General features: G+C 65.5%; 17 protein-coding genes. 8 read left to right on the top strand and 9 right to left on the bottom strand.

From position 1 onward, the window contains the following. Window positions 1-336 precede the first annotated feature (336 nt). The 4 genes from LB572_RS00695 (at window position 337) to LB572_RS00680 (ending at window position 7,770) form a co-directional block, all read left to right on the top strand. Window positions 337-4,425 carry an SEL1-like repeat protein gene (locus LB572_RS00695; protein ID WP_224666266.1) on the top strand — a complete coding sequence of 1,363 codons (4,089 nt, stop codon included), beginning with the start codon at window positions 337-339 and terminating at the stop codon, window positions 4,423-4,425. A gap of 192 nt (window positions 4,426-4,617) precedes the next feature. Continuing rightward, window positions 4,618-5,541, top strand: coding sequence for a sulfite exporter TauE/SafE family protein (locus tag LB572_RS00690; RefSeq protein WP_140542037.1), 924 nt, complete (start codon window positions 4,618-4,620; stop codon window positions 5,539-5,541). Then, window positions 5,541-6,332: a TIGR02186 family protein gene (locus tag LB572_RS00685; protein ID WP_224666265.1), complete on the top strand. Its 792-nt coding sequence runs from the start codon at window positions 5,541-5,543 to the stop codon at window positions 6,330-6,332. Before LB572_RS00690 ends, LB572_RS00685 begins: the two co-directional genes overlap by 1 nt. 181 nt (window positions 6,333-6,513) lie before the next feature. Continuing rightward, complete coding sequence (locus LB572_RS00680) at window positions 6,514-7,770, top strand: Hsp70 family protein (RefSeq protein WP_224666264.1); 1,257 nt, start codon at window positions 6,514-6,516, stop codon at window positions 7,768-7,770. Between the two features lie 320 nt (window positions 7,771-8,090). On the opposite strand, the gene LB572_RS00675 is transcribed toward LB572_RS00680, so the two are convergent. Together LB572_RS00675 and LB572_RS00670 are read right to left on the bottom strand one after the other, a co-directional pair. After that, window positions 8,091-8,978: a LysR family transcriptional regulator gene (locus LB572_RS00675; RefSeq protein WP_224666262.1), complete on the bottom strand. Its 888-nt coding sequence runs from the start codon at window positions 8,976-8,978 to the stop codon at window positions 8,091-8,093. 55 nt (window positions 8,979-9,033) lie between these two features. Beyond that, complete coding sequence (locus tag LB572_RS00670; RefSeq protein ID WP_181179256.1) at window positions 9,034-9,180, bottom strand: hypothetical protein; 147 nt, start codon at window positions 9,178-9,180, stop codon at window positions 9,034-9,036. Window positions 9,181-9,257: 77 nt separating this feature from the next. On the opposite strand from LB572_RS00670, the gene LB572_RS00665 reads away from it, so the two are divergent. From LB572_RS00665 to LB572_RS00655, 3 genes are read left to right on the top strand one after another with little or no spacing between them, the layout of a single operon-like run. Continuing rightward, window positions 9,258-12,188 carry a molybdopterin oxidoreductase family protein gene (locus LB572_RS00665; protein WP_224666261.1) on the top strand — a complete coding sequence of 977 codons (2,931 nt, stop codon included), beginning with the start codon at window positions 9,258-9,260 and terminating at the stop codon, window positions 12,186-12,188. Then, a complete protein-coding gene (locus LB572_RS00660) occupies window positions 12,185-12,919 on the top strand; it encodes a 4Fe-4S dicluster domain-containing protein (protein ID WP_224666259.1) in 735 nt (244 codons plus the stop codon). Before LB572_RS00665 ends, LB572_RS00660 begins: the two co-directional genes overlap by 4 nt. 9 nt (window positions 12,920-12,928) lie before the next feature. Then, a complete protein-coding gene (locus LB572_RS00655; RefSeq protein ID WP_224666258.1) occupies window positions 12,929-13,864 on the top strand; it encodes a dimethyl sulfoxide reductase anchor subunit family protein in 936 nt (311 codons plus the stop codon). A gap of 5 nt (window positions 13,865-13,869) precedes the next feature. Here the strand turns inward: LB572_RS00655 and pdeM are convergent, their stop codons facing one another. The 5 genes from pdeM to LB572_RS00630 form a co-directional block, all read right to left on the bottom strand. Then, window positions 13,870-14,586: a ligase-associated DNA damage response endonuclease PdeM gene (pdeM, locus tag LB572_RS00650; protein WP_140802764.1), complete on the bottom strand. Its 717-nt coding sequence runs from the start codon at window positions 14,584-14,586 to the stop codon at window positions 13,870-13,872. A gap of 22 nt (window positions 14,587-14,608) precedes the next feature. Continuing rightward, a complete protein-coding gene (locus LB572_RS00645) occupies window positions 14,609-17,131 on the bottom strand; it encodes a ligase-associated DNA damage response DEXH box helicase (protein WP_224666576.1) in 2,523 nt (840 codons plus the stop codon). Window positions 17,132-17,366: 235 nt separating this feature from the next. Then, window positions 17,367-18,227: an NlpC/P60 family protein gene (locus LB572_RS00640; protein WP_224666257.1), complete on the bottom strand. Its 861-nt coding sequence runs from the start codon at window positions 18,225-18,227 to the stop codon at window positions 17,367-17,369. Window positions 18,228-18,321: 94 nt separating this feature from the next. Continuing rightward, the gene (locus tag LB572_RS00635; RefSeq protein WP_140782196.1) at window positions 18,322-18,672 is read right to left on the bottom strand and encodes a MarR family winged helix-turn-helix transcriptional regulator; all 351 of its coding nucleotides are present in this window, start codon (window positions 18,670-18,672) and stop codon (window positions 18,322-18,324) included. 56 nt (window positions 18,673-18,728) lie between these two features. Next, window positions 18,729-20,096: a leucyl aminopeptidase family protein gene (locus tag LB572_RS00630; protein WP_224666256.1), complete on the bottom strand. Its 1,368-nt coding sequence runs from the start codon at window positions 20,094-20,096 to the stop codon at window positions 18,729-18,731. Between the two features lie 124 nt (window positions 20,097-20,220). Here LB572_RS00630 and LB572_RS00625 point away from each other — a divergent pair, with 124 nt between their 5' ends. After that, the gene (locus LB572_RS00625) at window positions 20,221-21,066 is read left to right on the top strand and encodes a tetratricopeptide repeat protein (protein ID WP_224666255.1); all 846 of its coding nucleotides are present in this window, start codon (window positions 20,221-20,223) and stop codon (window positions 21,064-21,066) included. 216 nt (window positions 21,067-21,282) lie between these two features. Here LB572_RS00625 and LB572_RS00620 read toward each other — a convergent pair whose 3' ends face one another. Both LB572_RS00620 and LB572_RS00615 read right to left on the bottom strand, forming a co-directional pair. Beyond that, window positions 21,283-22,299: a type II secretion system F family protein gene (locus LB572_RS00620; protein WP_140802760.1), complete on the bottom strand. Its 1,017-nt coding sequence runs from the start codon at window positions 22,297-22,299 to the stop codon at window positions 21,283-21,285. A 13-nt stretch (window positions 22,300-22,312) separates the two neighbouring features. Next, window positions 22,313-23,326: a type II secretion system F family protein gene (locus tag LB572_RS00615; RefSeq protein WP_140802759.1), complete on the bottom strand. Its 1,014-nt coding sequence runs from the start codon at window positions 23,324-23,326 to the stop codon at window positions 22,313-22,315. Window positions 23,327-23,408 lie beyond the last annotated feature (82 nt).

The following is a 23,408-nucleotide window of genomic DNA, read 5'->3' as shown; positions in this document are numbered from 1 at the left end:
CACCTTTTACGTTTACGTCAATTCTATATCGACAGCCGCGGGGTGACGCAAGGGCGTTGTCGAAACCGACCTTTATGCCGCACCCGGCAGGCGGCGCATGATTTATGCGCGGCTTCTTAAGCTTGGTTAACGCCTTGTTTACCACGTTGGGCGAAATGTGCGCATGTCGGTCACCCGTGTTTATCCTGTAGCGAATTTTTCACGGTTTTTCGAAGCGTGGGTGAAAACCCGGGAAGCCCGTCTTCCTCCGCGGCAAAACCGCTCGGCTCGCTTCGTTCCCGGCAGGCTACTGGGGAAACCGGCCTTAGGCCGGCCATTCTGAACACGGGCGCATCGATGAACAGCAAGCGGTCCTATCTCGATACACTCAACGCCGGCAGGCAACGCCGGCCGCAGCCCTCGCTCGAAGAACTGAATCGCTCGCTCGAAACACTGGAGCAGCGGCTGGACCGGACGCGCGCCGACATGCCCGATCGCCCCGACCTGCGGCGGCCGCCGGCCGCGCCGCGCTATCCAAGCACGCAGCCTTACGACCAGCCGCGCTGGTACGAGGATACCTATCCCGCGCAGAGGCCGCAGGACCGCGCCCCGCAAAACCCGGCGACGCAGGCTCCCGGCGCGCAGAATCAGCGGCCGCAAACCCGCCCGCCGCAAAATCCGGCCCCCGCCGCGCCTGCCTTCGGCCAGAGCTATCAGGCGATCGCGCGTGACATCGACCGGGTGCGCGGCCAGGAAGACAGCGTCGCCATGGTCGGCAAGATCGCCGTCGAACTGCGCGGCCTGCGCGAGGAATTGCGCCACCAGATGACCGTTGGCCTGCAGCGCGAATTCGAAGCGTTTCGCCAGGACATCGATCGCGCTATGCAGGCCAACAGCCAGCACGGCGCCCCGTCGAACGGCATGCCGGACAAGAGCAGCGCCGAGCTCGGCCTCGAATTCGAGCGGCTTTCGGGTGCCATCCAGACGCTCGCCGAAAAAAGCGACGACCGCAGCGTCAATCTGCTGCGGCTGGAACTGGAGCAGGTGAAGGGCGCGCTGGACACGCTGGCGCGCGAGGAAAGCCTGCAGAAGGTCGACCGCCGCTGGGACGATTTCGATCGCCGCTGGAGCGCCTTCGAGGACCGCGTCGACGCCGATCAGCGCAAGCGCGCGGAAGGCCCGGGCCTTTCGGCGCTGACCGACCGGCTCGAACAGATCAGCAGCGCCGTCAACAACCTGCCGGAATCGCTTTCGCTGCGCTCGCTGGAGGAAAAGGTGCGCACGCTTGCCGGCGCGGTCGACCGTTTCGCCGGCCAGCAGACCGCGCGCGGCGGCGAAACGCTCGCCATGATCGACGAGCGGCTGGACGAGATCTCCCGCGCCATCGTCGCCTCGACCGTGGCCGCGCAGGCCAATGCCTTCGACCCCGAAACCTTCGGCCGGATCGAGAAGCGCATGGCCTCCCTGGCGGTTCAGATCGAAGAGGTCGCGCAGTCGCGGCCGGGCGCGGAAGTCCTCGACCACCTCAACCTTCTCACCAGCCGCGTGGACCAGTTGGCCGGCCGCGCCGACCTGCCCGAACAGGCCATGGAGCGGCTCGGCAAGCAGATCGCCTTGATCACCGACAAGATGGAACGCGCGCCGGCCATGCCCGACGCCGACCATATCTTCCAGGGCCTGGAACAGCGCTTCGACGCGCTGTCGATGCTGCTCGAGCGCCGCCAGGGCGATGCGATGGAACAGGGCAGTATGCTGTTTCGCGATCTCGAGCGGCGGCTGGACGAGGTCGCGGACCGGCTCGACCAGCGCATGCGCCAGGACGAAAGCGTCGGCATCATGGAAGCGATCGACGCCCGCTTTACCGCCTTGGCCCAGCGCATCGAGACGCGCACGCCCGATCCCGCCAGCGAGATGGCGATCCGCGGGCTGGAAAGCCGGCTCGAGGACATTTCCAGCCGGCTGGAATCGTCCGCGCAGCAAGTCGCGGGCATCGATCCGGCGCTGATCCGCAGCCTGGAAGCGCAGGTCGCCGGCCTGTCGGCGCATCTTTCCAAGCCCGGCGCGCCGCTGCCCGAGTTCGAAGACATCAGCCCGCGCCTCAACGAAATCGAGAAATCGCTGGCCGGCACGCGCGATTCCATCCTGAGCGTGGCGCGCGAGGCGGCCGAGAGCGCCGTCAAATCGCTTGCCGACTCGACGTCCAGCACGGCTCAGACCAATGCGACCGCCGTTGCCGGCCTCGCCCAGGACCTGAAGACGCTCGAAGCGCTCACCCGACGTTCCGACGAACGCAACTCGCGGACATTCGAAGCCATCCACGACACGCTGCTCAAGATCGTCGACAGGCTCGGCTCGCTGGAATCGACCGAGACCAGCGAAGCGGTCAGCGAGCTGGTCGACCCGCAACCGGCCGGCAAGCGCGGCGGCCGCGGCGGCAAGATCGCGGTGCAGGACGCCCCTTCGATGGACATCGACCAGCCGCTGCCGCTTGGCGGCGACATGGCTGATCTCGAAGGCCGCGCCGCGGCCATCATGCGCAGCGAGCCCGCCTCGGGGCGAACGCCCGCCGAAGCGGCGGCCGAAGCCGCGATGGCGGCCCTCGGGCCGGACGTGGTCGGCGACAAGAGCGAGACGGCCGGCCGCAAGAAATCGATGTTCAGCGGCCTGGCGCGCGCTTTCAAAGGCAAGAAGGACGCGGATACGCAGCTGCTGGCTGGCTCGGCGCCGGTCGGCGACGTGCCAAGCGTCGACATTGACGAGCCGCTCGACCCCAAGGCCGCCAACCGGCCATTGGAACCCGGGTCCGGCGCGCCGGACCTCAACGCCATCATGAAGCGCGTGCGCGACGAGCGCAGCGGCCAGCCGGCTCGGCGCACCGAGAGCGATGCCGCCAAGTCCGATTTCATCGCCGCGGCCCGCCGTGCGGCCCAGGCGGCGGCGGCGGAAGCCGACACGCTGAAGCGGCAGTCGACCATGACCGGCCCGGTGAAGGCGCTGAGGATAGGCGACCTGCTCAAGGCGCGGCGCAAGCCGATCCTGATGGCGGCCGCCGCGATCATGATGGCGCTGGCCGGCCTGCAGCTGGGCAAGGCCTTCTTGTCCGATCCCGTCGAAACGGCCAACAACCAACCCACCCCGATCGTCTCCACGCAGACGGTCGACACGGCTTCGCTCGATGTCACGGCCGCACCGAAGGCCGACACGCAAAAGGCCGACGCGGAAACCGCGCAGGCCGAAAGCGCCCCTGCCGTCAGGCAGGCCGAGCCCGTCAAGGACGCGGCACCGGCCGCTTCCATCCCTGCAAGCCCCGAGACTGCCGCCGCTATGCCGGCCGAGCCGGCGCCCGCACCGATGGCGCTTGCTGCGCCTGCCCAGCCCGCCCCGGCCCCGATGGCCTCGGCGATGCCGTCCGAACCCGCCGCAGCAGCAGCCTCCGCGACAGACACGGATGGCGACGCGCAGCCGATGGCGAAGGAGCCGGCGACGGCCAGTCCGGCGGCCGACGGCGCCGCAGCCAGCGCGCCGGCGGCCACCTCCGCCGACACGACAGGCGCCGTGCCGCCTGCGGCAAGCCAGGCGGCCGCGGCCAAATTCGATATTCCCGCCGAAATCGGTCCGGTGGCGCTGCACGACGCGGCCGCCGGCGGCGACGCCAAGGCGCTGTTCGAGGTCGGCTCGCGCTACGCGGAATCGCGCGGCGTGAAGGAGGACATGAAGGCGGCCGCCAAATGGTATGAGCAGTCGGCCGAGCTCGGCTTCGCGCCGGCCGAATACCGCATCGGCAATTTCTACGAAAAAGGCATCGGCGTAGCGCGCGACCTCAAGAAGGCCAAGACCTACTACCAGCTCGCCGCCGAACAGGGCAACGCCAGCGCCATGCACAATCTGGCGGTGCTGTTCGCCATGGCGGCGGACGGCGTGACCGACAATGAATCGGCCACGCACTGGTTCCAGGAAGCCGCCGACCTCGGCGTCAAGGACAGCCAGTTCAACCTCGGCATCATGGCCGCCAAGGGCGTCGGCATGAAACAGAACCTGGAAGAATCCTACAAGTGGTTCGCGCTCGTCGCCAAGACCGGCGACAAGGACGCCGCCGCCAAGCGCGACGAGATCGCCAACGCGCTGCGGCCCGAGCAGCTCGAACGGGCGCGCGCCGCGACGGAATTGTGGAAGGCCAAGCCGCTCAACGCAGCCGCCAACTCGGCCGACGTTCCGGAGTCCTGGCAGGACAGCGCGCCGCAGACCACCGCCGGCATCGACATGAAGAAGGCGGTGAAGAACATCCAGCTGATCCTGAACAAGAACGGCTATGATGCCGGCGGCGCCGACGGCGTGATGGGCGGCAAGACCAAGAACGCCATCATGGCTTTCCAGACCGACAACAAGATGAAGCCGACCGGCGAGGTCGACGCGCCGCTGGTCAAGGCTCTGTTGGCGAAGAAATAACGGCAGGCGCGTCGCATACACGACGCCTTGCCACACATTTGCCTGTTAACTGATTGAGATGGTTTTTGTTTCGGCGCGGCGGCGGGGCTTGAACCTGCCGCCGCGCCGGCGCAATAAAAAATTGGCTTTTCGGTGCTTTAGTGTCCAGGGACGGCACTATAGGCCGACAGACAAACTGATCGAGACAGACGGGTGGGCATCTATCTCCCGATCGCGGAAATTTCCGTCAACGTCTTCGTGCTGCTGGCAATGGGCGCGGCGGTGGGTTTCCTGTCGGGCATGTTCGGGGTCGGCGGCGGCTTTCTGATCACGCCGCTCCTGATCTTCTACAACATCCCGCCGGCGATCGCGGTGGCCACTGGCGCCAACCAGGTCATCGCCTCCTCCTTCTCCGGCGCGCTCTCGCACTTCAAGCGCGGAACGCTCGACTTCAAGCTGGGCGGGGTGCTTCTGGCCGGCGGCATCGTCGGCTCGACAGCCGGCATCTTCGTCTTTGCGCTGTTGCGCCGGCTCGGCCAGTTGGATCTGTTCATCTCGCTGCTTTACGTTGTGCTGCTCGGCACCGTCGGCGGGCTGATGCTGGTCGAAAGCGTCAATGCGCTGCGCGCCAGCCGCAGCGGCGCCGCGCCGGTATTGAAGAAATCCGGACAGCACAACTGGATCCACCGGCTGCCGTTCAAGATGCGCTTCCGCGCCTCGAAGCTGTTCGTCAGCGTCATCCCGGTGCTCGGGCTCGGCGTCGGGATCGGCTTCCTGTCGTCGATCATGGGCGTCGGCGGCGGCTTCATCATGGTGCCGGCGCTGATCTACCTGCTCAAGGTGCCGACCAATGTCGTCATCGGCACCTCGCTGTTCCAGATCATCTTCACCTCGGCCTATACGACGCTGGTGCATGCCACGACCAACCAGACGGTCGATGTGATCCTGGCCTTCCTGCTGATGGCCGGCGGCGTCGCCGGCGCGCAATATGGCGCCAAGGCCGGCCAGAGGCTGCGCGGCGAGCAATTGCGCGCGCTGCTGGCGATGCTGGTGCTGGCCGTCGCCATCCGCCTTGCCGTCGATCTCTTCGTGACGCCGCCCAACCTCTATTCGCTTACCGCCGCGGGCCTCAACTGATGGCGGCACGACGAGCATTTGCAGCTGCCGTCTCGTTGTCGATGCTCTTTGCGCTTTCACCGGCGACGGCGCAGACGCCGCCGGTCGAAAGCATCCAGATCGGCCTGTCGACCGACGCCATTTCCATCACGGCGGGCTTCTCCGGCGCCGACCTCACCATCTTCGGATCGCTGGAAAATCCCGATCCGCTGGTCGCTCGCCAGGGACGATACGACGTGGTCGTCGTGCTCGAAGGACCGCCACGGCCGGTTGTCGTTCGGCGCAAGGACCGGGTGCTCGGCGTCTGGATCAACCTGGAGTCGGAGACGTTCGAGAACGTGCCGGTCTCCTATTCGGTGGCGACGACGCGGCCACTGCAGGACATCGCCGAGCCTGCCAAGTACAAGCAGCTCTCGCTCGGCGCGCAAAACCTCTACATGAAGCCGGCCGACGAGACCGACAGCCCGGCCACCATCGAGGAATTCACCGCGGCACTTCGCGACCGCAAGGCCGCGACTGGCCTCTACAGCGAGAATGTCGGCGGCGTGCAGTTCCTGTCGCAGAACCTGTTTCGCGCCACCGTGCGGCTCGCGCCCAACGTGCCGGTCGGAACCCATAAGGCCCGCGCATTCCTGTTCAAGAGCGGCATGTTCGTCAAGGAAAGCTCGGCCCAGCTCGAAATCCGCAAATCCGGTTTCGAACAGTCGATCTTCCGCGTCGCGCACGATTATTCCTTTCTCTACGGCGTGTTCGCCATATCGCTCGCCATGCTGACAGGCTGGCTGGGCCGGCTGATCTTCCGCAAGGATTGATGCCTCGGGAATCCATTTCCCGTGAAAAGAGGGTTCCCCTTTTCCCGGTTTTGCGATACATCGCCGCCTCCCAGCCCTAGGGACAAGCAACACATTCAATTTCGATAGAGCGGTCCGGCCTTCCGGATGACGGCGCGCAACGCGTCGGCTTGCCGCCATGAAACAACGACAGGAGGCTGCGATGCGATCGGCATTCGGCGGCATCGATTTCGGCACGTCCAATTCCACCGTTGGCGTGATCCGTGACGGCCGGGCGCGACTGGTGGCGCTGGAAGGCGAGCAATCCACTCTGCCAAGCGCGGTGTTCTTCAACTTCGAGGACGGTTACACCTATTTCGGCCGCCGTGCGATCAGCGACTATACCGACAGCATAGAAGGCCGTCTGATGCGCTCGCTGAAGAGCGTTCTCGGCAGCTCCTTGGCCAACGAGAAGACACGCATCAAGGCGCGCCAGATCGGCTTCATCGACATCATCGGCCTGTTCATCGATCATCTGAAGAAGCGGCTGGAAGAAGATGCCGGCGGTCCGGTCGAGAACGTGGTGCTTGGTCGGCCGGTGCAGTTCGTCGACGACGATGCGGCCTCCGATGCAAAGGCGCAGGGCGAGCTGGAAAAGGCCGCCCGCGCGCAGGGTTTCAAGCACATCGCCTTCCAGTTCGAGCCGATCGCGGCGGCGCTCGACTACGAGCAGAAGGTCGCCCGCGAGGAGCTGGCGCTGATCGTCGACATGGGCGGCGGCACCTCCGACTTCTCGATCGTGCGGGTCTCGCCGGAGCGCGCCCGCTCGACCGATCGCAAGGCCGACATCCTGGCCAATCGCGGCGTCCATATCGGCGGTACCGATTTCGACCGGCTGCTCAGCATCGCCCATGTGATGCCCGAGCTCGGCTATCTGACGCGGACCAAGGATCACAAGCGCAACCTGCCGGCGGCCTACTTCATCGACCTGGCGACCTGGCAGCGCATCAACCTCGTCTACACAGCCAAGGCCATGAACGACCTGCGGCAAATCCGCTACGAGGCCGAGCGGGCCGACCTTGTCGACCGCTTCATCCATGTCGTCGAGCATCGCTATGGCCATGCGATGGCGGGCCTGGTTGAAAGGGCGAAGATCGCGCTGACCGACCAGCCCTTGGCGGAGGTGAAGGTGTCGCTGCCCGGCGCGCGCTTCGCGGCCGAGATCACGCGCGCGGGTCTGGAGGAGACCATTGCGGGCGATATCGAACGCGTGACCGCGACAGTCAAACAGACGATCGCGGACGCTGGCGTTGATGCCTCGGCCATCACGGCCGTGTTCCTCACCGGCGGCTCGACCGCCATCCCGCTGGCGAAGCGGGAGATCCTCTCGCTAGTGCCGCAGGCCTCGGTCATCGAAGGCGACATGTTCGGCTCGGTCGGCCTCGGCCTCGCGCTCGACGCGCAGCGCAAGTTCGCGTGAAAATCAGGTTCTTTGCCCTAAGTTTAGCGAACCACCTGCGTACGAGATTGGCCAAAACGCCCGTCTCTTCGTCATCCACGGGCGGAGCAAGGAGCGAAGCGACGCGGCGCAGACCCGAGGATCCATGCCGTGACTTCAAAGCGCTGCTACGGCGCAAAATTCTGCTCCGCTGCAGCCGTCGGCCGGGGTAACGGAATGGATCCTCGGGTCTGCGCTCCGCTTCGCGTCGCTCCGCCCGTGGATGACGAAGTTCGCATGCTTCGGCCAATCGCGAACGTTCGCGATGCTACCCAACAACGCAATCCGGCTGCGCCCTGAGATCAGGCGACCTTTCCGCCCAGATGCGCCTTCAGCGCCATCTGGGCGAGGCTCGCCTGGCGGTCGCGGTGCGTGATCATGGCGAAGTCGCGCTTCGGTAGTTCGACCGGCACGGCCCTGAGACTGCCCTCAGCCAGGGAGCGCGCGACGACGAGTTCCGAGATGATCGTGGCGCCCGCGCCGGCCTCGACCGCCTGACGCACAGCCTCGTTGCTGGGCAGGACCAGGAATATCTGCAGCTCCGCCGGCGGGACCCCCTGACTGAGCGCGAAATCCTCCAGCGCCTCGCGCGTGCCCGATCCGCCTTCCCTGATGATCCAGCGCAACGCCCTGATGTCGAGGTTGCCCGCCCGCGTCATCGGAATTTCGGGATGCGAGCGCGCCACCACCAGCATCGGGTGGTCCTCGTCGACCGTGGCGCGGCGCAGGATGTCGGACTCGGTGCGACCCTCGACCAGGCCGAAATCGGCGCGGCCGTCCAGCACATTGGCCTCGACCTGCCTGGTGTTGCCGATCGTCACGCTCAGCTTCACGGCGGGATAGGCTTCGTGGAAGGACGCCAGGCGACGCGGCAGCCAATAGCTGGCGATGGTCTGGCTGGCCGCGATCGACAGGCTGCCGGCGACGGTCTGCGAGACATCCTCCAGGACGCCGCGGGCAGCCGCGGCGCGATCCAGAACCGCCTTGGCCTCCGGCAGGAAGCGATGACCGGTCTGGGCCAGTTCGATGTTGCGGCCGACCCGGTTGAACAGGCGCACGCCATGCTGGCTTTCGAGCGCGCGGATGGCCGCCGACGCAGCCGACTGCGAGATGCCGAGCCGCTCCGCCGCCTTGGTCATGTGGCCGTGCTCGGCGACGGCGACGAATATGCGCAGCTGATCCAGGGTCATGGCGCAACTAAGAAGCAAAATCGATCGGAATTACAAGAGCCGCTTGTTAGACGGATTAATTGCTTTGTTCTAAGTTTTTCACTGAAGTTGGAAAAAATTGGTCGTCAAAGGCCAAGAGTGGGAAATGGTTGGGCGCTTCAAATCCCTGTTCGCGCATTGGGGCCGTCGGCTGAAGCGGCAACTCGCCGGTGAGCGTTATCATCCCGAGCTCCATTACATGCGCGGCCCGGGACCCAAGACGAAGGCCAAGATGGCGAACGGCAAGAGCGGTCGCGGATCATGAGCAGAGCCGCGCCGCGCGGCGCCAATTCCGCCCCTTCGCAGCGGCCGCTGGCCGACAGCCGAGCGCCGAATGAGGGTGACGGCGTCGAGACCTCGCCGAGCGTCTCCGACCGCATCGCCAAGACCACCTGCTACATGTGCGCCTGCCGGTGCGGCATCGACGTCCATATCAAAGACGGCAAGGTCCGCTACATCAACGGCAACAAGGACCATCCGGTGAACCGCGGCGTGATCTGCGGCAAGGGCAGTTCCGGCATCATGCAGCATTACAGCCCGGCACGGCTGAGGAAGCCGCTGCTGAGGACAGGGCCGCGCGGCTCCGGCGAATTCCGCGAGATTGAGTGGGACGAAGCGCTGACCATCGCCACCGAAAGGCTCTCGGCGATCCGGCGCACCGATCCGAAAAAACTTGCCTTCTTCACCGGACGCGACCAGTCGCAATCGCTGACCGGCTGGTGGGCGGCGAAATTCGGCACGCCCAATTTCGCCGCACATGGCGGCTTCTGCTCGGTCAACATGGCGGCGGGCGGGCTCTACACGATAGGCGGCTCGTTCTGGGAGTTCGGCGAGCCCGACTGGGACAACACCAGATATTTCATGCTGTTCGGCGTCGCTGAGGACCATGATTCCAACCCGATCAAGATCGGCCTCGGCAAGCTCAAGGCGCGTGGCGCCAAGGTGGTTTCGATCAACCCCTGCCGCACCGGCTACAACGCCATCGCCGACGACTGGATCGGCATCCGGCCGGGCACGGACGGCCTGTTCGTGCTGGCGCTGGTCCATGAACTGCTCAAGGCCGGGCGCGTCGATCTCGACTACCTGCTGCGCTACACCAACGCGCCGGTGCTGGTCGTGCAGGAACCGGGGGCCGCCGATGACGGGCTGTTCGTGCGCGACGGCGACGGCAATCCGCTTGCCTGGGACAGGGTGGCGAAGCGGCCGGTCAATGCGGCCGGCCCCGAAGCGAAGCCGGCGCTAACTGGCAGCTATCAGGTCGGCGGCCGGCGCTGCGTGCCTGTGTTCCAGCTCATAGCTGAGCGCTATCTCGGCGAGGCCTACGCGCCGGATGCCGTGGCGGAACGCTGCGGTGTTTCCGCCGACACGATCCGCCGGATCGCGGCGGAACTGGCGCATGTCGCCTTCGAGCAGACGATCGAACTGCCCGTCGCCTGGACCGACTGGGCGGGCCGCCGGCACGAGACGATCAAGGGCCGGCCGGTCTCGATGCATGCGATGCGCGGCATCTCGGCCCATTCCAACGGTTTTCATACCTGCCGCGCCATCCACCTGCTGCAGGTGCTGCTCGGCACGGTGGACGTTCCAGGCGGCTTCCGCTTCAAGCCGCCTTACCCGCGCCCGGCGCCGCCAGGGCCGAAGCCATGCGGTAAAAACGCCCAGCCGATGACGCCGCTGGACGGCATGCCGCTCGGCTTCGTCTGCGGACCGGACGATCTTCTCGTCGACGAGGCCGGCCGGCCCACCCGCATCGACAAGGCCTATTCCTGGGAAGCGCCCATGGCCGCGCATGGGCTGATGCACACAGTCATCCGCAACGCCAGGGCCGGCGATCCTTATCCGATCGACACGCTGATGATGTACATGTCGAACATGGCGTGGAACTCGTCCATGAACACGGTCGAGACGATTGCCATGCTGACTGACAAGGACGAGGCGGGCGCCTACAGGATCCCGTTCATCATCTATTCCGACGCCTACTACTCGGAGACGGTGCCGTTCGCGGACCTGGTTCTGCCCGACACCACCTATCTCGAGCGGCACGATTGCATCAGCCTGCTCGACCGGCCGATCAGCCACGCCGACGGGGCTGCCGACGCCATCCGCCATCCGGTGGTCCAGCCGGACCGCGACGTGCGGCCGTTCCAGTCGGTGCTGATCGAGCTCGGCGCGCGGCTCGGCCTGCCCTGCTTCGTCAAAGACGACGGCTCGGCGAAATACCGCGACTATGCCGACTACATCGTCAACCATGAGCGCACGCCCGGCATCGGCCCTTTAGCCGGCTGGCGTGGCAAGAATGGCGGCGCGATCGGCAGGGGCGATGTCAACCCCGACCAGCTGCAGCGCTACATCGACAATGGCGGCTTCTGGCACCACGATTTTGCCGACGACCAGCGCTACTACAAGATGGGCAACCGCTCTTACCTCGACTTCGCGGTCGAGATGGGCTTCATCGCCAAGGCCGAGCCCATCGTTTTCCAGCTCTACTCGGAGCCGATGCAGCGCTTTCGGCTTGCCGCGCGTGGTCATGGCAAGGTGCAGCCGCCGGACGCCGAGCGCCACCGCATCGAAGCCTATATGGATCCGCTGCCGTTCTGGTACGCGCCCTTCGAGGACGACACCGTCGACTTCGAAAAATATCCGCTGCATGCGCTGACGCAGCGACCGATGCATATGTACCACTCCTGGGGCTCGCAGAATGCGTGGCTGCGGCAGATCACCAACCAGAACCGCCTGTTCGTCCATCATCAGACGGCCGCTGGGCTCGGCCTTGCCGACGATGACTGGGTGTGGATTGAAAGCGTCAACGGCCGGGTGAAGGGCCAGATCAAGCTGGTCGACGGCGTGAACCCGGACACTGTGTGGACCTGGAATGCGATCGGCAAGCGCCGCGGCAGCTGGGGCCTGAAGGACGATGCGGCGGAGAGCAATCGCGGCTTCCTGCTGAACCACATCATCGGCGACCAGACGTCGGCCGACGCCAACGGCAAGCGCTACTCGAATTCGGATCCCGTCACCGGACAGGCGGCGTGGTTCGACGTGCGCGTGCGCATCGCAAAATGCGCGCCCAACGAAGCCGGTTTCACCGAGCCGCAATTCGAGCGTTTTGCCCAGCCGCCACATTTCGCAACTCCGCCCGACGTGCTGCGCTTTGGCGCGGAGTTCCATGCAAAGAGGGAAGCCGCCGAATGACCTGCCTTCCTTCACATACCGACAAGAAACTCGGGCTCGTCATCGACCTCGACACCTGCGTCGGCTGCCAGGCCTGCGTCACCGCCTGCAAGGAATGGAACACCGGCGGCCATATGGCGCCGCTGACCGATATCGATCCCTATGGCGGACATGTCGATGGCGTCTGGTTCAACCGGGTGCATAGTTACGAGCATACGACGGAACTGGGCGGCCGCACGGTGAACTTCCCGCGCTCCTGCCTGCATTGCGAGACGCCGGCCTGCGTCACCGTCTGCCCGACCGGCGCCTCCTACAAGCGCTCCTCGGACGGCATCGTGCTGGTCGATGAGGACAAATGCATCGGCTGCAAATTGTGCAGCTGGGCCTGCCCTTACGGCGCGCGCGAGTTCGACACCGATGTCGGCGTGATGAAGAAATGCACGCTCTGCGTCGACCGCATCTATAACGACAATCTGGCGGAAGAGGACCGCGTGCCGGCCTGCGTCGCAGCCTGCCCGACCAGCGCCCGGCATTTCGGCGATCTCGGCGATCCGGCCTCGGCGATCTCGCAGCTTGTCGAGGAGCGTGGCGGCGTCGCGCTCATGCCCGAACTCGGCTACAAGCCGACCAACAGATATCTGCCGCCGCGCGCCCGCAGCCAACGCGCGGCGAAGGTGGACGCGCCGGCGCTGGAGCCGATCCGGGCCGAGGGCGGTTTCCTCGGCTGGATCGACCGCATGCTTTCGAACTAGCCGATCATCATGCACCCTGCTTTCTCGGTCGTCTTCTTCACCACCGCCACTGGGGCCGGCTACGGCCTCTTGGCGCTGCTCGGCCTGCTTGGCGGGTTTGGCGTGATCCCGGCCGATTTCTGGTTTGGCCTTGTCGGCATGGCGCTGGCGCTCGGGCTGATCGCGGCAGGGCTTTTGTCCTCCACTGGCCACCTGGGCCGTCCCGAGCGAGCCTGGCGAGCCTTCTCGCAGTGGCGCAGCTCATGGCTGTCGCGCGAAGGCGTGGCCTCGGTCGCGACCTTCATTCCAGCCGCACTGTTCGGCATCGGCTGGGTATTTCTCGGCCGTAATGGCGGATGGGTGGCCGTCGCCGGGCTGCTGGCTGCGGCGGGCGCGCTCGTCACAACCTGCACGACAGGCATGATCTACGCCTCGCTGAAGCCAATCGCGCAGTGGCACAGCCGCTATACTTTGCCGGCTTATCTTATCTTCGCGGCGATGACCGGAAGCGTGTTGGGGAACGCCTTATTCCAATGCTTCGGCGCAGCCTCGACAGCGGTCCTGATCGGCGGATTGCTGGCAACGCTTGCCGGTTGGGGCTGGAAACTTGCGACCTGGAACTACAATGACCGGCTGGAGATTCCGACCACCGCCAACACGGCGACCGGACTTGCCGGCGGCACGGTCCGGTCGATCGAATGGCCGCATACGGAAGAGAACTATCTGCTGAAAGAGATGGGCTTTAGCATCGCGCGCAAGCACAGCGCGAAGCTGCGGCCGGTCACGCAGGCGCTGGCCTTTGCAGCGCCGGCTTTCCTGCTGGCAATCGCGTTCTTCCTGCCATGGCCTTTGGGCGTGATCGCATCCGTGCTTGCTGCCGTGGTGCAGTTGGCCGGCATGCTGGTCGAGCGGTGGCTGTTCTTCGCCGAGGCGAAGCATACGGTCGCGCTCTATTACGGACGATAGAAGGATCAGCCCGGCCGCAGCATCGAGCCTGATATGGCGAAGATGCGGTCGGCGCCGAGCATATAGGCTACCAGCGTTTCCAGCCTAAACAGTCCGGCATAGGCGCGGTCGAGCACGTTGAGCGAGCCGGTATAGGCACCGAAGGCCGGCATGATCATGCGGCCGCCGTCGCCGGCAAAGCAGCGCCGCCGGACCGAGCGGCCGCGCTGGACGATGCGCGCGCAGGGGTGGAGATGGCCTGATATCTCGCCCTCGACCCGCGTCTTCGACGGCTCGTGGCGAAAGAGCAGCGAGCCGATGGCGAGTTCCCGCACCGTCTCGCCCGGCAGATCGGCGGGCGCTTCCGGGTCATGGTTGCCGGCAACCCAGAACCAGTCGCGGCCGGCCATCATCGCCTCCAGGCGTTCCCGGAAACTTGCATGCATGCGCTCGGCGCCGCCGCCGTCATGGAAGGAGTCGCCCAGGCTGACGACGATCCGCGGCTGGTAATCGGCAATGACCGCCTGCAGTTGCAGCAGGGTAGCACCGGTGTCGTAGGGCGGGATCAGCGCGCCGCGCTTGGCGAAGGACGAGCCCTTCTCGAGATGCAGGTCGGAGACGGCGAGCAGCCGCAGGTCGGGGAAATAGAGCACGCCACGCCGGTCGCAGACCGCGCGTTCGCCGGCGATGCCGACAAGATCGGCCTCGGCGATCAGCGTTGCACGCGACAGCGAAAAATTCATCCCCTCCTGGCCTCTCGGTTCGTCACGCCCGGCCGCCCATGGCTTCCTCGACCAGGTCGGCGGCTTCCATCAAAAGCGTGTCGTTGGCGCCGCCATTGACCGATTCCTTGCCGATCTCCAGCATCACCGGCACCGCCAGCGGCGAGATCTGATCGAGATGCTTATGCATGATTCGACCGCGCACACGCGAGAGCATCTCGCCAAGTCTGCTGACATCGAGCAGACCGGCCGAGGCGTCGGTGCGCGTCGCCTGCAGCAGGATATGGTCCGGCTCATGGCTGCGCAGCACGTCGTAGATCAGGTCTGCCGAGACCGTCACCTGGCGCCCGCTCTTCTCCTGGCCGGGGTAACGCTTCTCGATCAGCCCGGCGATGACCGCGCAGGTGCGGAAAGTGCGCTTCAGCATCCAGCTCTCGTTCAGCCAGTCCTCCAGATCGTCGCCCAGCATATCCTCGTCGAAAAGCGCGGCCAGCGATGGCTTCTTCGCCCTAAAGAGTGCCGCCATGTCGTCCAGCGCCCACACCGCCAGCGAATAGTCGGTGGCGACGAAGCCGAGCGGCCTCGCATGGGCTCGCTCCAGCCGGCGGGTCAAAAGCATGCCGAGCGTCTGGTGCGCCAGCCGGCCCTCGAAGGGATAAGCCACCATGTAGTGGCGGTTACCGCGCGGAAAGGTCTCGACCAGAAGGTCGCCGCGCTTGGGCAGCACGGACTTCTCCTGCTGGATGCGAAGCCAGTCGGCCACCTGTTCGGGCAGGAGTTTCCAGCGGTCGCTGTCGGCCAGCATGCCGCGCACCTGCTCGGCCAGATAGGTCGACAGCGGGAATTTGCCGCCGGCATAGGACGGCACGATGATGTTGGCGCCGGCGCCGTTGGAGACGACGCACTCGTTCTCGCGGATGCCTTCGAAGCGCAGCACCTTGCCGGCGAAGAGGAAATTGTCTCCCGGACGCAGCGTCTCGGCGAAATACTCCTCGATCTTGCCAAGCACCGGCCCGCCGCGGCCGGCCATGCCCCGGCCCTGCCGGACGTAACGGATATTGAGCTCGGGCATCTCGACGATGGTGCCGACATTCAGCCGATACTGCTGCGCCACGCTCGGATGCGAGACGCGCCAAAGCCCGTCCTTGTTTTTGCGGATGCGGGCATAGCGCTCATAGTTCTTCAGCGCGTAGCCGCCGGTGGCGACGAAGTCGATGACGCGGTCGAAGGTCTCGCGCTCCAGCGCGGCATAGGGGGCCGCACTGCGGACCTCCTCGAACAGCAGGTCGGCATCGAACGGTCCGCCGCAGGCGACACCCAGCACATGCTGCGACAAGACATCGAGCGCGCCCTTGATCAAGGGCGGCGTGTCCTGCGCGCCGAGATAGTTGGCGTCGAGCGCGGCGCGGCATTCCAGCACCTCGAAGCGATTGGCCGGGATCAAGATCGCCTTCGAAGGCTCGTCCATGCGGTGGTTGGCGCGGCCGATGCGCTGCGCCAGGCGACTGGCGCCCTTCGGCGCGCCGACATGCACGACCAGGTCGACATCGCCCCAGTCGATGCCGAGATCGAGCGTCGAGGTGGCGACGATGGCGCGCAGCGCATTGTCGGCCATCGCCTTCTCGACGCGGCGGCGCTGGCCGACATCGAGCGAGCCGTGATGCAGCGCGATCGGAAGCGAGTCCTCATTCGCCCGCCACAGCTCCTGGAACAAAAGCTCGGCCTGGCTGCGGGTGTTGACGAAGAGAAGCGTGGTTTGGTGCTCCTTGATCGCCTCGTAGATTTCGGGAATGGCGTAGCGGGCCGAATGGCCCGACCACGGCACGCGCTCGCGCGAGTCCAGGATCGAGATGTCCGGCTTGGCGCCGCCGGCAACCGTGATCAGCCCGGCCATCTCGCCAGGTGGATTCTGCGCCACCAGCCAGCGCCGCAATTCGTCCGGCTCGGCCACGGTGGCCGACAGGCCTATGGTCTGCAATCCGGGGACGAAGGCGCGCAACCGCGCAAGACCGAGCGCCAGCAGATGCCCGCGCTTGGAGGTGACGAGCGAATGCAATTCGTCGAGCACGACATAGCGCAAATCCTCGAAGAAGCGCTTTGCGTCGTTCGAAGCGATCAGCAGAGCGAGTTGCTCGGGCGTGGTGAGCAGGATGTCGGGCGGCGCCAGTTTCTGCCGCTGGCGCTTGTGCGAAGGCGTGTCGCCGGTGCGGGTCTCGATGGTGATCGGCAGTCCGATCTCCTCGACCGGCTTACCGAGATTGCGCTCGATGTCGACAGCCAGCGCCTTGAGCGGCGAGATGTAGAGCGTGTGGATGCCGCGATGCGCCTGGCCCGGCTTTCGCTTGGGTGGATTGGCCAGTTCGGTCAGCGACGGCAGGAAGCCGGCCAGCGTCTTGCCGGCGCCGGTCGGCGCGATCAGCAGCACCGATTGGCCGCTTTGCGCCTTCGCCAGCAGCTCGAGCTGATGAGCGCGGGGCGACCAGCCCTTTTCGCCGAACCAATTGACGAATGGTTCGGTCAGCAGGACGGCGGCATTCTGTTCGGCAAGGCGCGGTTGCTCGGTCACGCGCAAGAGGTAGCGCGGCGGCACGAAATCGCCAAGGAAAATCGGAACAAAAGGGGATCATGCAACTCTTCCCCTTCTCCCCTGTGGGAGAAGGTGGATCGGCGCGGCAGCGCCGAGACGGATGAGGGGTGTTCCAGCTTGGCGCCAAGCTTACCCCTCACCCGGATTGCCAACCGAATTGCGAAGGGCAATTCGGGGCAATCCGACCTCTCCCACAGGGGAGAGGTAAAAGGCGCTACGGTCTCCTGAACCCAGTCGGGCCGCCATAGAGATAGCCGATGCGGTCGACCGCCTCCGTCAGCCCTTCGCGCGAGACCAGCATGGTGTGGCCGTTGGCGTGGATCATGTCCTTTTCGTCGGTCATCACAGCGACATGGCCTTTCCAGAAGACGAGGTCGCCGCGTTGAAGTCCTGAATAGTCAGGTCCCGGCTCGAACGGCGTGCCTATCGATGCCGCCTGCATGTCGGAGTCGCGCAGCACTTGCCTGCCCGTCATGCGCATCGACAGCTGCACGAGGCCTGAGCAGTCGATGCCGAAACCGGAGACGCCGCCCCAGAGATAGGGCGTGCCGAGGAAACTCTCGGCGACCGTGACGTAATCCTTTGCCAGCTCGGCGATCGGCCGCAGATGGCCGGCGATGATCGCCTGGCCGGAGGGCAGCAGCGCGTAATGCGTGCCGCGCGTTTCGGCCGAGCCGGTCACCGTGACGGTCGAGCCCATCGACAGCTGCCCGCCTATCGGGAAACGCAGATCCGGCCCGGGATAGAGGAAGGTGCGCGGCACCGAAACGATGTGCGTGGGTGCATGCTCGCGCGCGCCCAGGAGATTGTCGGCGACATAGCCGACATAGCCGTCGCGCTCGGCCTGCACCCAGGCCCAGCCCTCGGCATCCTCGAAGACCAGCACGTCGTCGCCGAACAGCGCCTGCGTGTTCACGCCCGCATCGGGGCGCGGCGCCTTGCGCAGATCGGCGACCGAGGCCGTGATCCGCGCCGGGCGGCCGCTGACGAAACGCTCGGCTGCGACCTCGCCCTTCAGCCTCGCATCGGCAAGGTCGGAACGGAAAGCATGAAGGCGGGCATCCCTGGCGGTCAAATCGATAATCCAGTCATTTTTGTTGGAGCATGATCTTATCCGAAAACCGGTTCCCACTTTTCGCTGACGCCGTCCTTCGGTTCGGGATCATGCTCTAGATGGGCAGTTCGTGCGCCCTGGCGACGATACCATCGCCGAAGCGCTCGACAAAGAGCGCGCCTTCCACCGTGCGCCGGATCAGCACGTTGCGCTTGTCGAGCTCGTCGCGGTGGCGCGAGACCAGTTTCAGCGCGCCCATCGTATCCAGCGCCCGGGTGATGACCGGCTTGGTGACGTTGAGCTTGGCGGCCAGTCCGCGCACCGTATGCGGCGGCGGATCGAGATAGATGGTGAACAGGATTGCCGTCTGGCGCATGGTGAGATCCGGCGCGCCGTCGCGCACCTGGGCCAGCATCACCTGCTGCCACAGTCGCAAGGCCTGGCTCGGGCGCATCGAGATCGACATCGCCCAAGCATGCCGGCAAATTGTTTCGGTTCCGTTTCAGTGGCGGCGTTTCGCCGCTACGCTCCAAAACGCCCGACGATGACGCGCTCCAGCGCACGAATGCCTTGCGCCTCGCCACCGGTCAGCCCGTAGGGGCGATCGGCAGGGTTCCAGGCGAAGATGTCGAAATGCGCCCAGCTCGCCGTCTTCTCAACGAAGCGCTTGAGGAAAAGGGCGGCGGTAATCGATCCGGCAAAGCCGTCCGTGGTCACGTTGTTGATGTCGGCAATCTTCGAGGAAAGCTTTGCATCGTAGGGGCGCCATAAAGGCATGCGCCAGAGCGGATCTTCCACGGCAAGCGAAGCGGCGGCAATGTCAGACGCCAGCGTGTCGTCGCCAGTGTAGAAAGGCGGCAGATCAGGTCCCAGAGCGACGCGCGCGGCGCCGGTCAGCGTCGCCATGTCGATCAGCAAAGCGGGCTGTTCCTCGTCGGCCAGCGCCAGCGCGTCGGCCAGGACCAACCGCCCTTCGGCGTCCGTGTTGCCGATCTCGACTGTGATGCCCTTGCGGCTGCGCAGCACGTCGCCGGGCCGGAAGGCATTGCCGGCGATCGAATTCTCGACGGCGGGGATCAGCACGCGCAACCGGACATTCAGTTTCGCCGCCATGATCATCGAGGCGAGGCCCAGCACATTGGCGGCGCCGCCCATGTCCTTCTTCATCAAAAGCATGCCAGACGAAGGCTTGATGTCGAGGCCGCCAGTGTCGAAGCAGACGCCCTTGCCGACCAGCGTCACCTTCGGCGCGTCGCTCGGGCCCCAGCTCATGTCGACCAGCCGCGGCGCGTCGGTCGAGGCCCGGCCGACCGCGTGGATCATCGGGAAATTCCGCGCCAGGAGATCGTCGCCATGGATGACGGAGATGTCGGCGCCATGGGCGGCCGCCAGCTTTCGGGCGGCTTCTTCCAATTCGACCGGACCGAGGTCGCTGGTCGGCGTGTTGACGAGGTCGCGTGCCAGGAACACGCTGTCGGCGACGCGGCGGACATGCGCAGCGTCGGCGCCTTCCGGAAGCGCAAAGCGCAACGGCCTGCCGGGCTTCTTGCCATAGCGGGTGAAGACATAGCCACCGAGAACCAGAGCGAGCGCTGCCAGATCGGGCTGGCGCAAATCCGACGCAAAATGCCAATCGCCTTCCGGCAACGCCCTTGCGAGCGCGCCGAGGGCAAGAACGCTTTCGCCGTCGCCCGTGCCGAACAGCGCGCCGGCAAGGCCGCCGCCCTCGTCTGGCAGGACCAGCGTGCGCCCTGCCTCGCCGGAAAAGCCGTTGACCCTTGCCCAGGCGATGGCGGGCGGCGGCAGCGCCGCGGCTTCAAGCGCGTCCCTTGCCACCAGATAGACAGGCAAGGCGGCTTGCGGCTTCTGCTCAACGAATTCGACAGGCATGCGATGATCTCCGGCCGAACAGATGAGTCGGCGCTTCTTAACGGTCCGTTAGGGTTAACAGAATATTTCTGCGGGAGGGAAGACGGCCAGCCAATGGCCGCACAGGAATGGAGACCGGGCGCCGATGCCGACCGAAGCGTTGAACCTTACAGCCAAGCGCCTGATCACCACGGTCTTCATGGCTGCGCTGGCGGCCAGCGTGGCGGGTTGCGGCAGCACCAGCAAGCTCACCACAGGCTCCATCTCCCGCTCCGACAGCAGGCCGCTGGAAACGATGTCGGCCGGCGAATTGCGCGCCGCCACGTCCAGGCTCGGCGAATCCTATGCCCGCAATCCGAGCGACAAGCGCATCGCGATGAATTTCGCGGCGGCGCTGCAGATGGACGGCGACGCCGACCAGTCGCTGGCGGTGATGCGCAAGCTGGCGATCGCCTATCCCAAGGATCGCGAGGTGCTTGCCGCCTACGGCAAGGCGCTTGCCGCCAATGGCCAGTTCGAGCCGGCCCTCGATGCTGTGCGGCGCGCGCAGACGCCCGAATATCCGGACTGGAAGCTGGTGTCGGCGGAAGCCGCCATTCTCGACCAGATGGGACAGAAAGACGAAGCGCGGCAGGATTATCGCAAGGCGCTGGAACTGAAGCCGAACGAGCCTTCGGTGCTGTCCAATCTCGGCATGTCCTATGTGCTCGAGGGCGACCTGCGCACGGCCGAAACCTATATGCGCTCGGCCGCGCAGCAGCCCGGCGCCGACAGCAGGGTGCGGCAGAACCTGGCGCTGGTCGTCGGACTGCAGGGCCGCTTCGACGAGGCCGAGAAGATCGCCTCGCAGGAGCTGTCGCCCGAGCAGGCGCAGGCCAACGTCGCCTATCTGCGCCAGATGCTTGCCCAGCAGAATGCCTGGAGCCAGCTCAAGGATCAGGACAAGGGCAAGGCGAAGGTCGCGGCGGCGGCCCCGACCGCGACCAACTGATCGCGGGCGACGCCGCACGCCCACCCCACATCAAAATCACAAAGCCGCGCGGCATCCACGCGCGGCGTTATGATTTGATGGGAACGACTGGAGCAATTCCGGGAAAGACGCGAGCGGTCAGGCTCGGCGACTTCGCCGTAGCCTTCCGTTCGAAATTGCGGGGAACAAAGAGATAGAGCGGTTCGTCGTTTCCGTGAAACGGTGAACCGCTCTGGCCTACTGGCTCGATGAGCTGTGCTGGTCGCCGAAGATGCCGCGCTGGCTGACCTGGATGCCGGCCGGCCCCAGAATGATGGCGAACAGAACCGGCAGGAAGAACAGGATCATCGGCACGGTGAGCTTCGGCGGAAGCGCCGCGGCCTTCTTTTCGGCCGCGTTCATGCGCATGTCGCGGCTTTCCGAGGCAAGCACGCGCAGCGCGTGCGCCACCGGCGTGCCGTAGCGTTCGGCCTGGACCAGGGCCTGTGACACCGACCTCACCGATTCCAGGCCGGTGCGGCTTGCCAGGTTCTCATAGGCGACCTTGCGATCCTGCAGATAGGAGAGCTCGGCATTGGTGAGCACGAATTCCTCGGCAAGCGGCACCGACTGCGCGCCGACTTCGTCGGCAACCCTGCGCAAGGCCGCTTCCACCGACATGCCCGATTCCACGCAGATCAGCATCAGGTCGAGCGCGTCCGGCCATGCCAGCTGGATCGACTGCTTGCGCTTGGTCGCGCGGTTGTTGACGTAGAGGATCGGCGCGTAGAAGCCGCCATAGGCGACAACGACACAGACGAACAGCTTGATGAAAGCCGGTTGCTGCGGCAGGCCGCCGAGCACGAACAGATAGATGGCCGCCAAGGCAAAGCCGACGAATGGCAGGACGAGGCGGAAGAAGAGGAAACGCGTCAGCGGGTTCTGGCCGCGGAAGCCCGCGACCTTGAGCTTCTGGATCGTGCTTTCGTCGGCAAGCGCGCGCCTGAGGTCGAGGCGGTCGACGATGTTGCGCATGCCTACGGACTGTTCCTCGCGCAGGCCCTTGCGGCGGCGGTCGGCCTCGTTGGCCAGCCGCGCACGCTGCTCGGCGCGCAATTTGTCGCGTTCGAGCGCCACGCTCTTCATGCGCGACTTGAGCGACGTGCCGCCGAACGCCGGCATGAGCGTGAAGACGGTCGCGAACACGGCGATGCCGACCAGCATCGCGATCAGGAAAGAAGGGTCGGTGAGTGTTTTGACGACCTGCTCTGTCACTGGATCCGAGCCCCTACACTTCGAAGTTCATCATCTTGCGCATCACCAGGATGCCGATCGACATCCACACACCCGAGCAGCCGAGGATCAGGTTGCCGACATTGGTGGTGAACAGCGGCATGATGTAGTTCGGGCTCGACAGATAGACGAGGAAGGCGACGACGAAGGGCAAGGCGCCGATGATAACGGCGGATGCCTTGGCTTCCATCGAAAGCGCCTGGACCTTGGCCTTCATCTTCTTGCGGTCGCGCAGGACGCGCGAAAGGTTGCCCAGCGCTTCGGACAGGTTGCCGCCGGCTTGCGACTGAATCTGGATGACAATGCCGAAGAAGCCGGCCTCGGTGCATGGCATGGTCTCGGACATGCGCATGGCGGCTTCGGGCACCGACAGGCCCATCTGCTGGGAATCGACGATGCGGCGGAACTCCGACCGGACCGGTTCGGGCGATTCGTTGGCGATCAGGCGGATCGCATCGTTGAGCGGCAGGCCGGACTTGACCGCGCGCACGATGATGTCGAGCGCGTTCGGGAACTCTTCCAGGAAGGCCTTGACGCGGCGTGTGCGCCGAAACGACACGAACCAGCGCGGCAGGCCGAGGCCACCCGCCAGCAGGGCGCCGGGCAGAGCCCACAGAGGCGCGCCGGCGAAAAAGAGAAGGCCCGTCAGCACGGCGCCGCAGACGGCGGAGTAGAGATAGAAGCGTTCGAGCGAAACCTTCATGCCGGCCTGACGGATCTGAGCCTTCAGCGGCGGTTTCTTGACGTTGCGGTCGTTGGTCTTCTGTTTCTCGTCGAGCTGCTTGAGGGTATCCTGAAGACTTTTGCGCCGCTTGACCGCTTCCGCGGCGCGGTCGCGCGTGGCTTTCACCACCGACCGGTCGGTTTCGGCTGTCTTGATGGTCTGAAGCCGCTTGCCGGCCTGCTTCTCGTTGTCGATGCGCGTGAACAGGAAGGCATAGGCCACCGCGCCGGCGCTGAAGCCGGCGAGCACGATGAAAGCCAGTACGGTGGTGTCAACTCCGAACATCGACCGGGATCCCCAGGGCATTTCGCCGTTTCAAAGAAACGGCGAGCCGCCCCATTTCCTTGTTTTGACGCAATTCCGGACG

It is taken from the genome of Mesorhizobium sp. BH1-1-5 (assembly GCF_020165615.1).
Taxonomy (GTDB): Bacteria; Pseudomonadota; Alphaproteobacteria; order Rhizobiales; family Rhizobiaceae; genus Mesorhizobium.
Note: the sequence above shows the minus strand (reverse complement) of the source record. Positions and strands in the feature narration are given on the sequence as shown.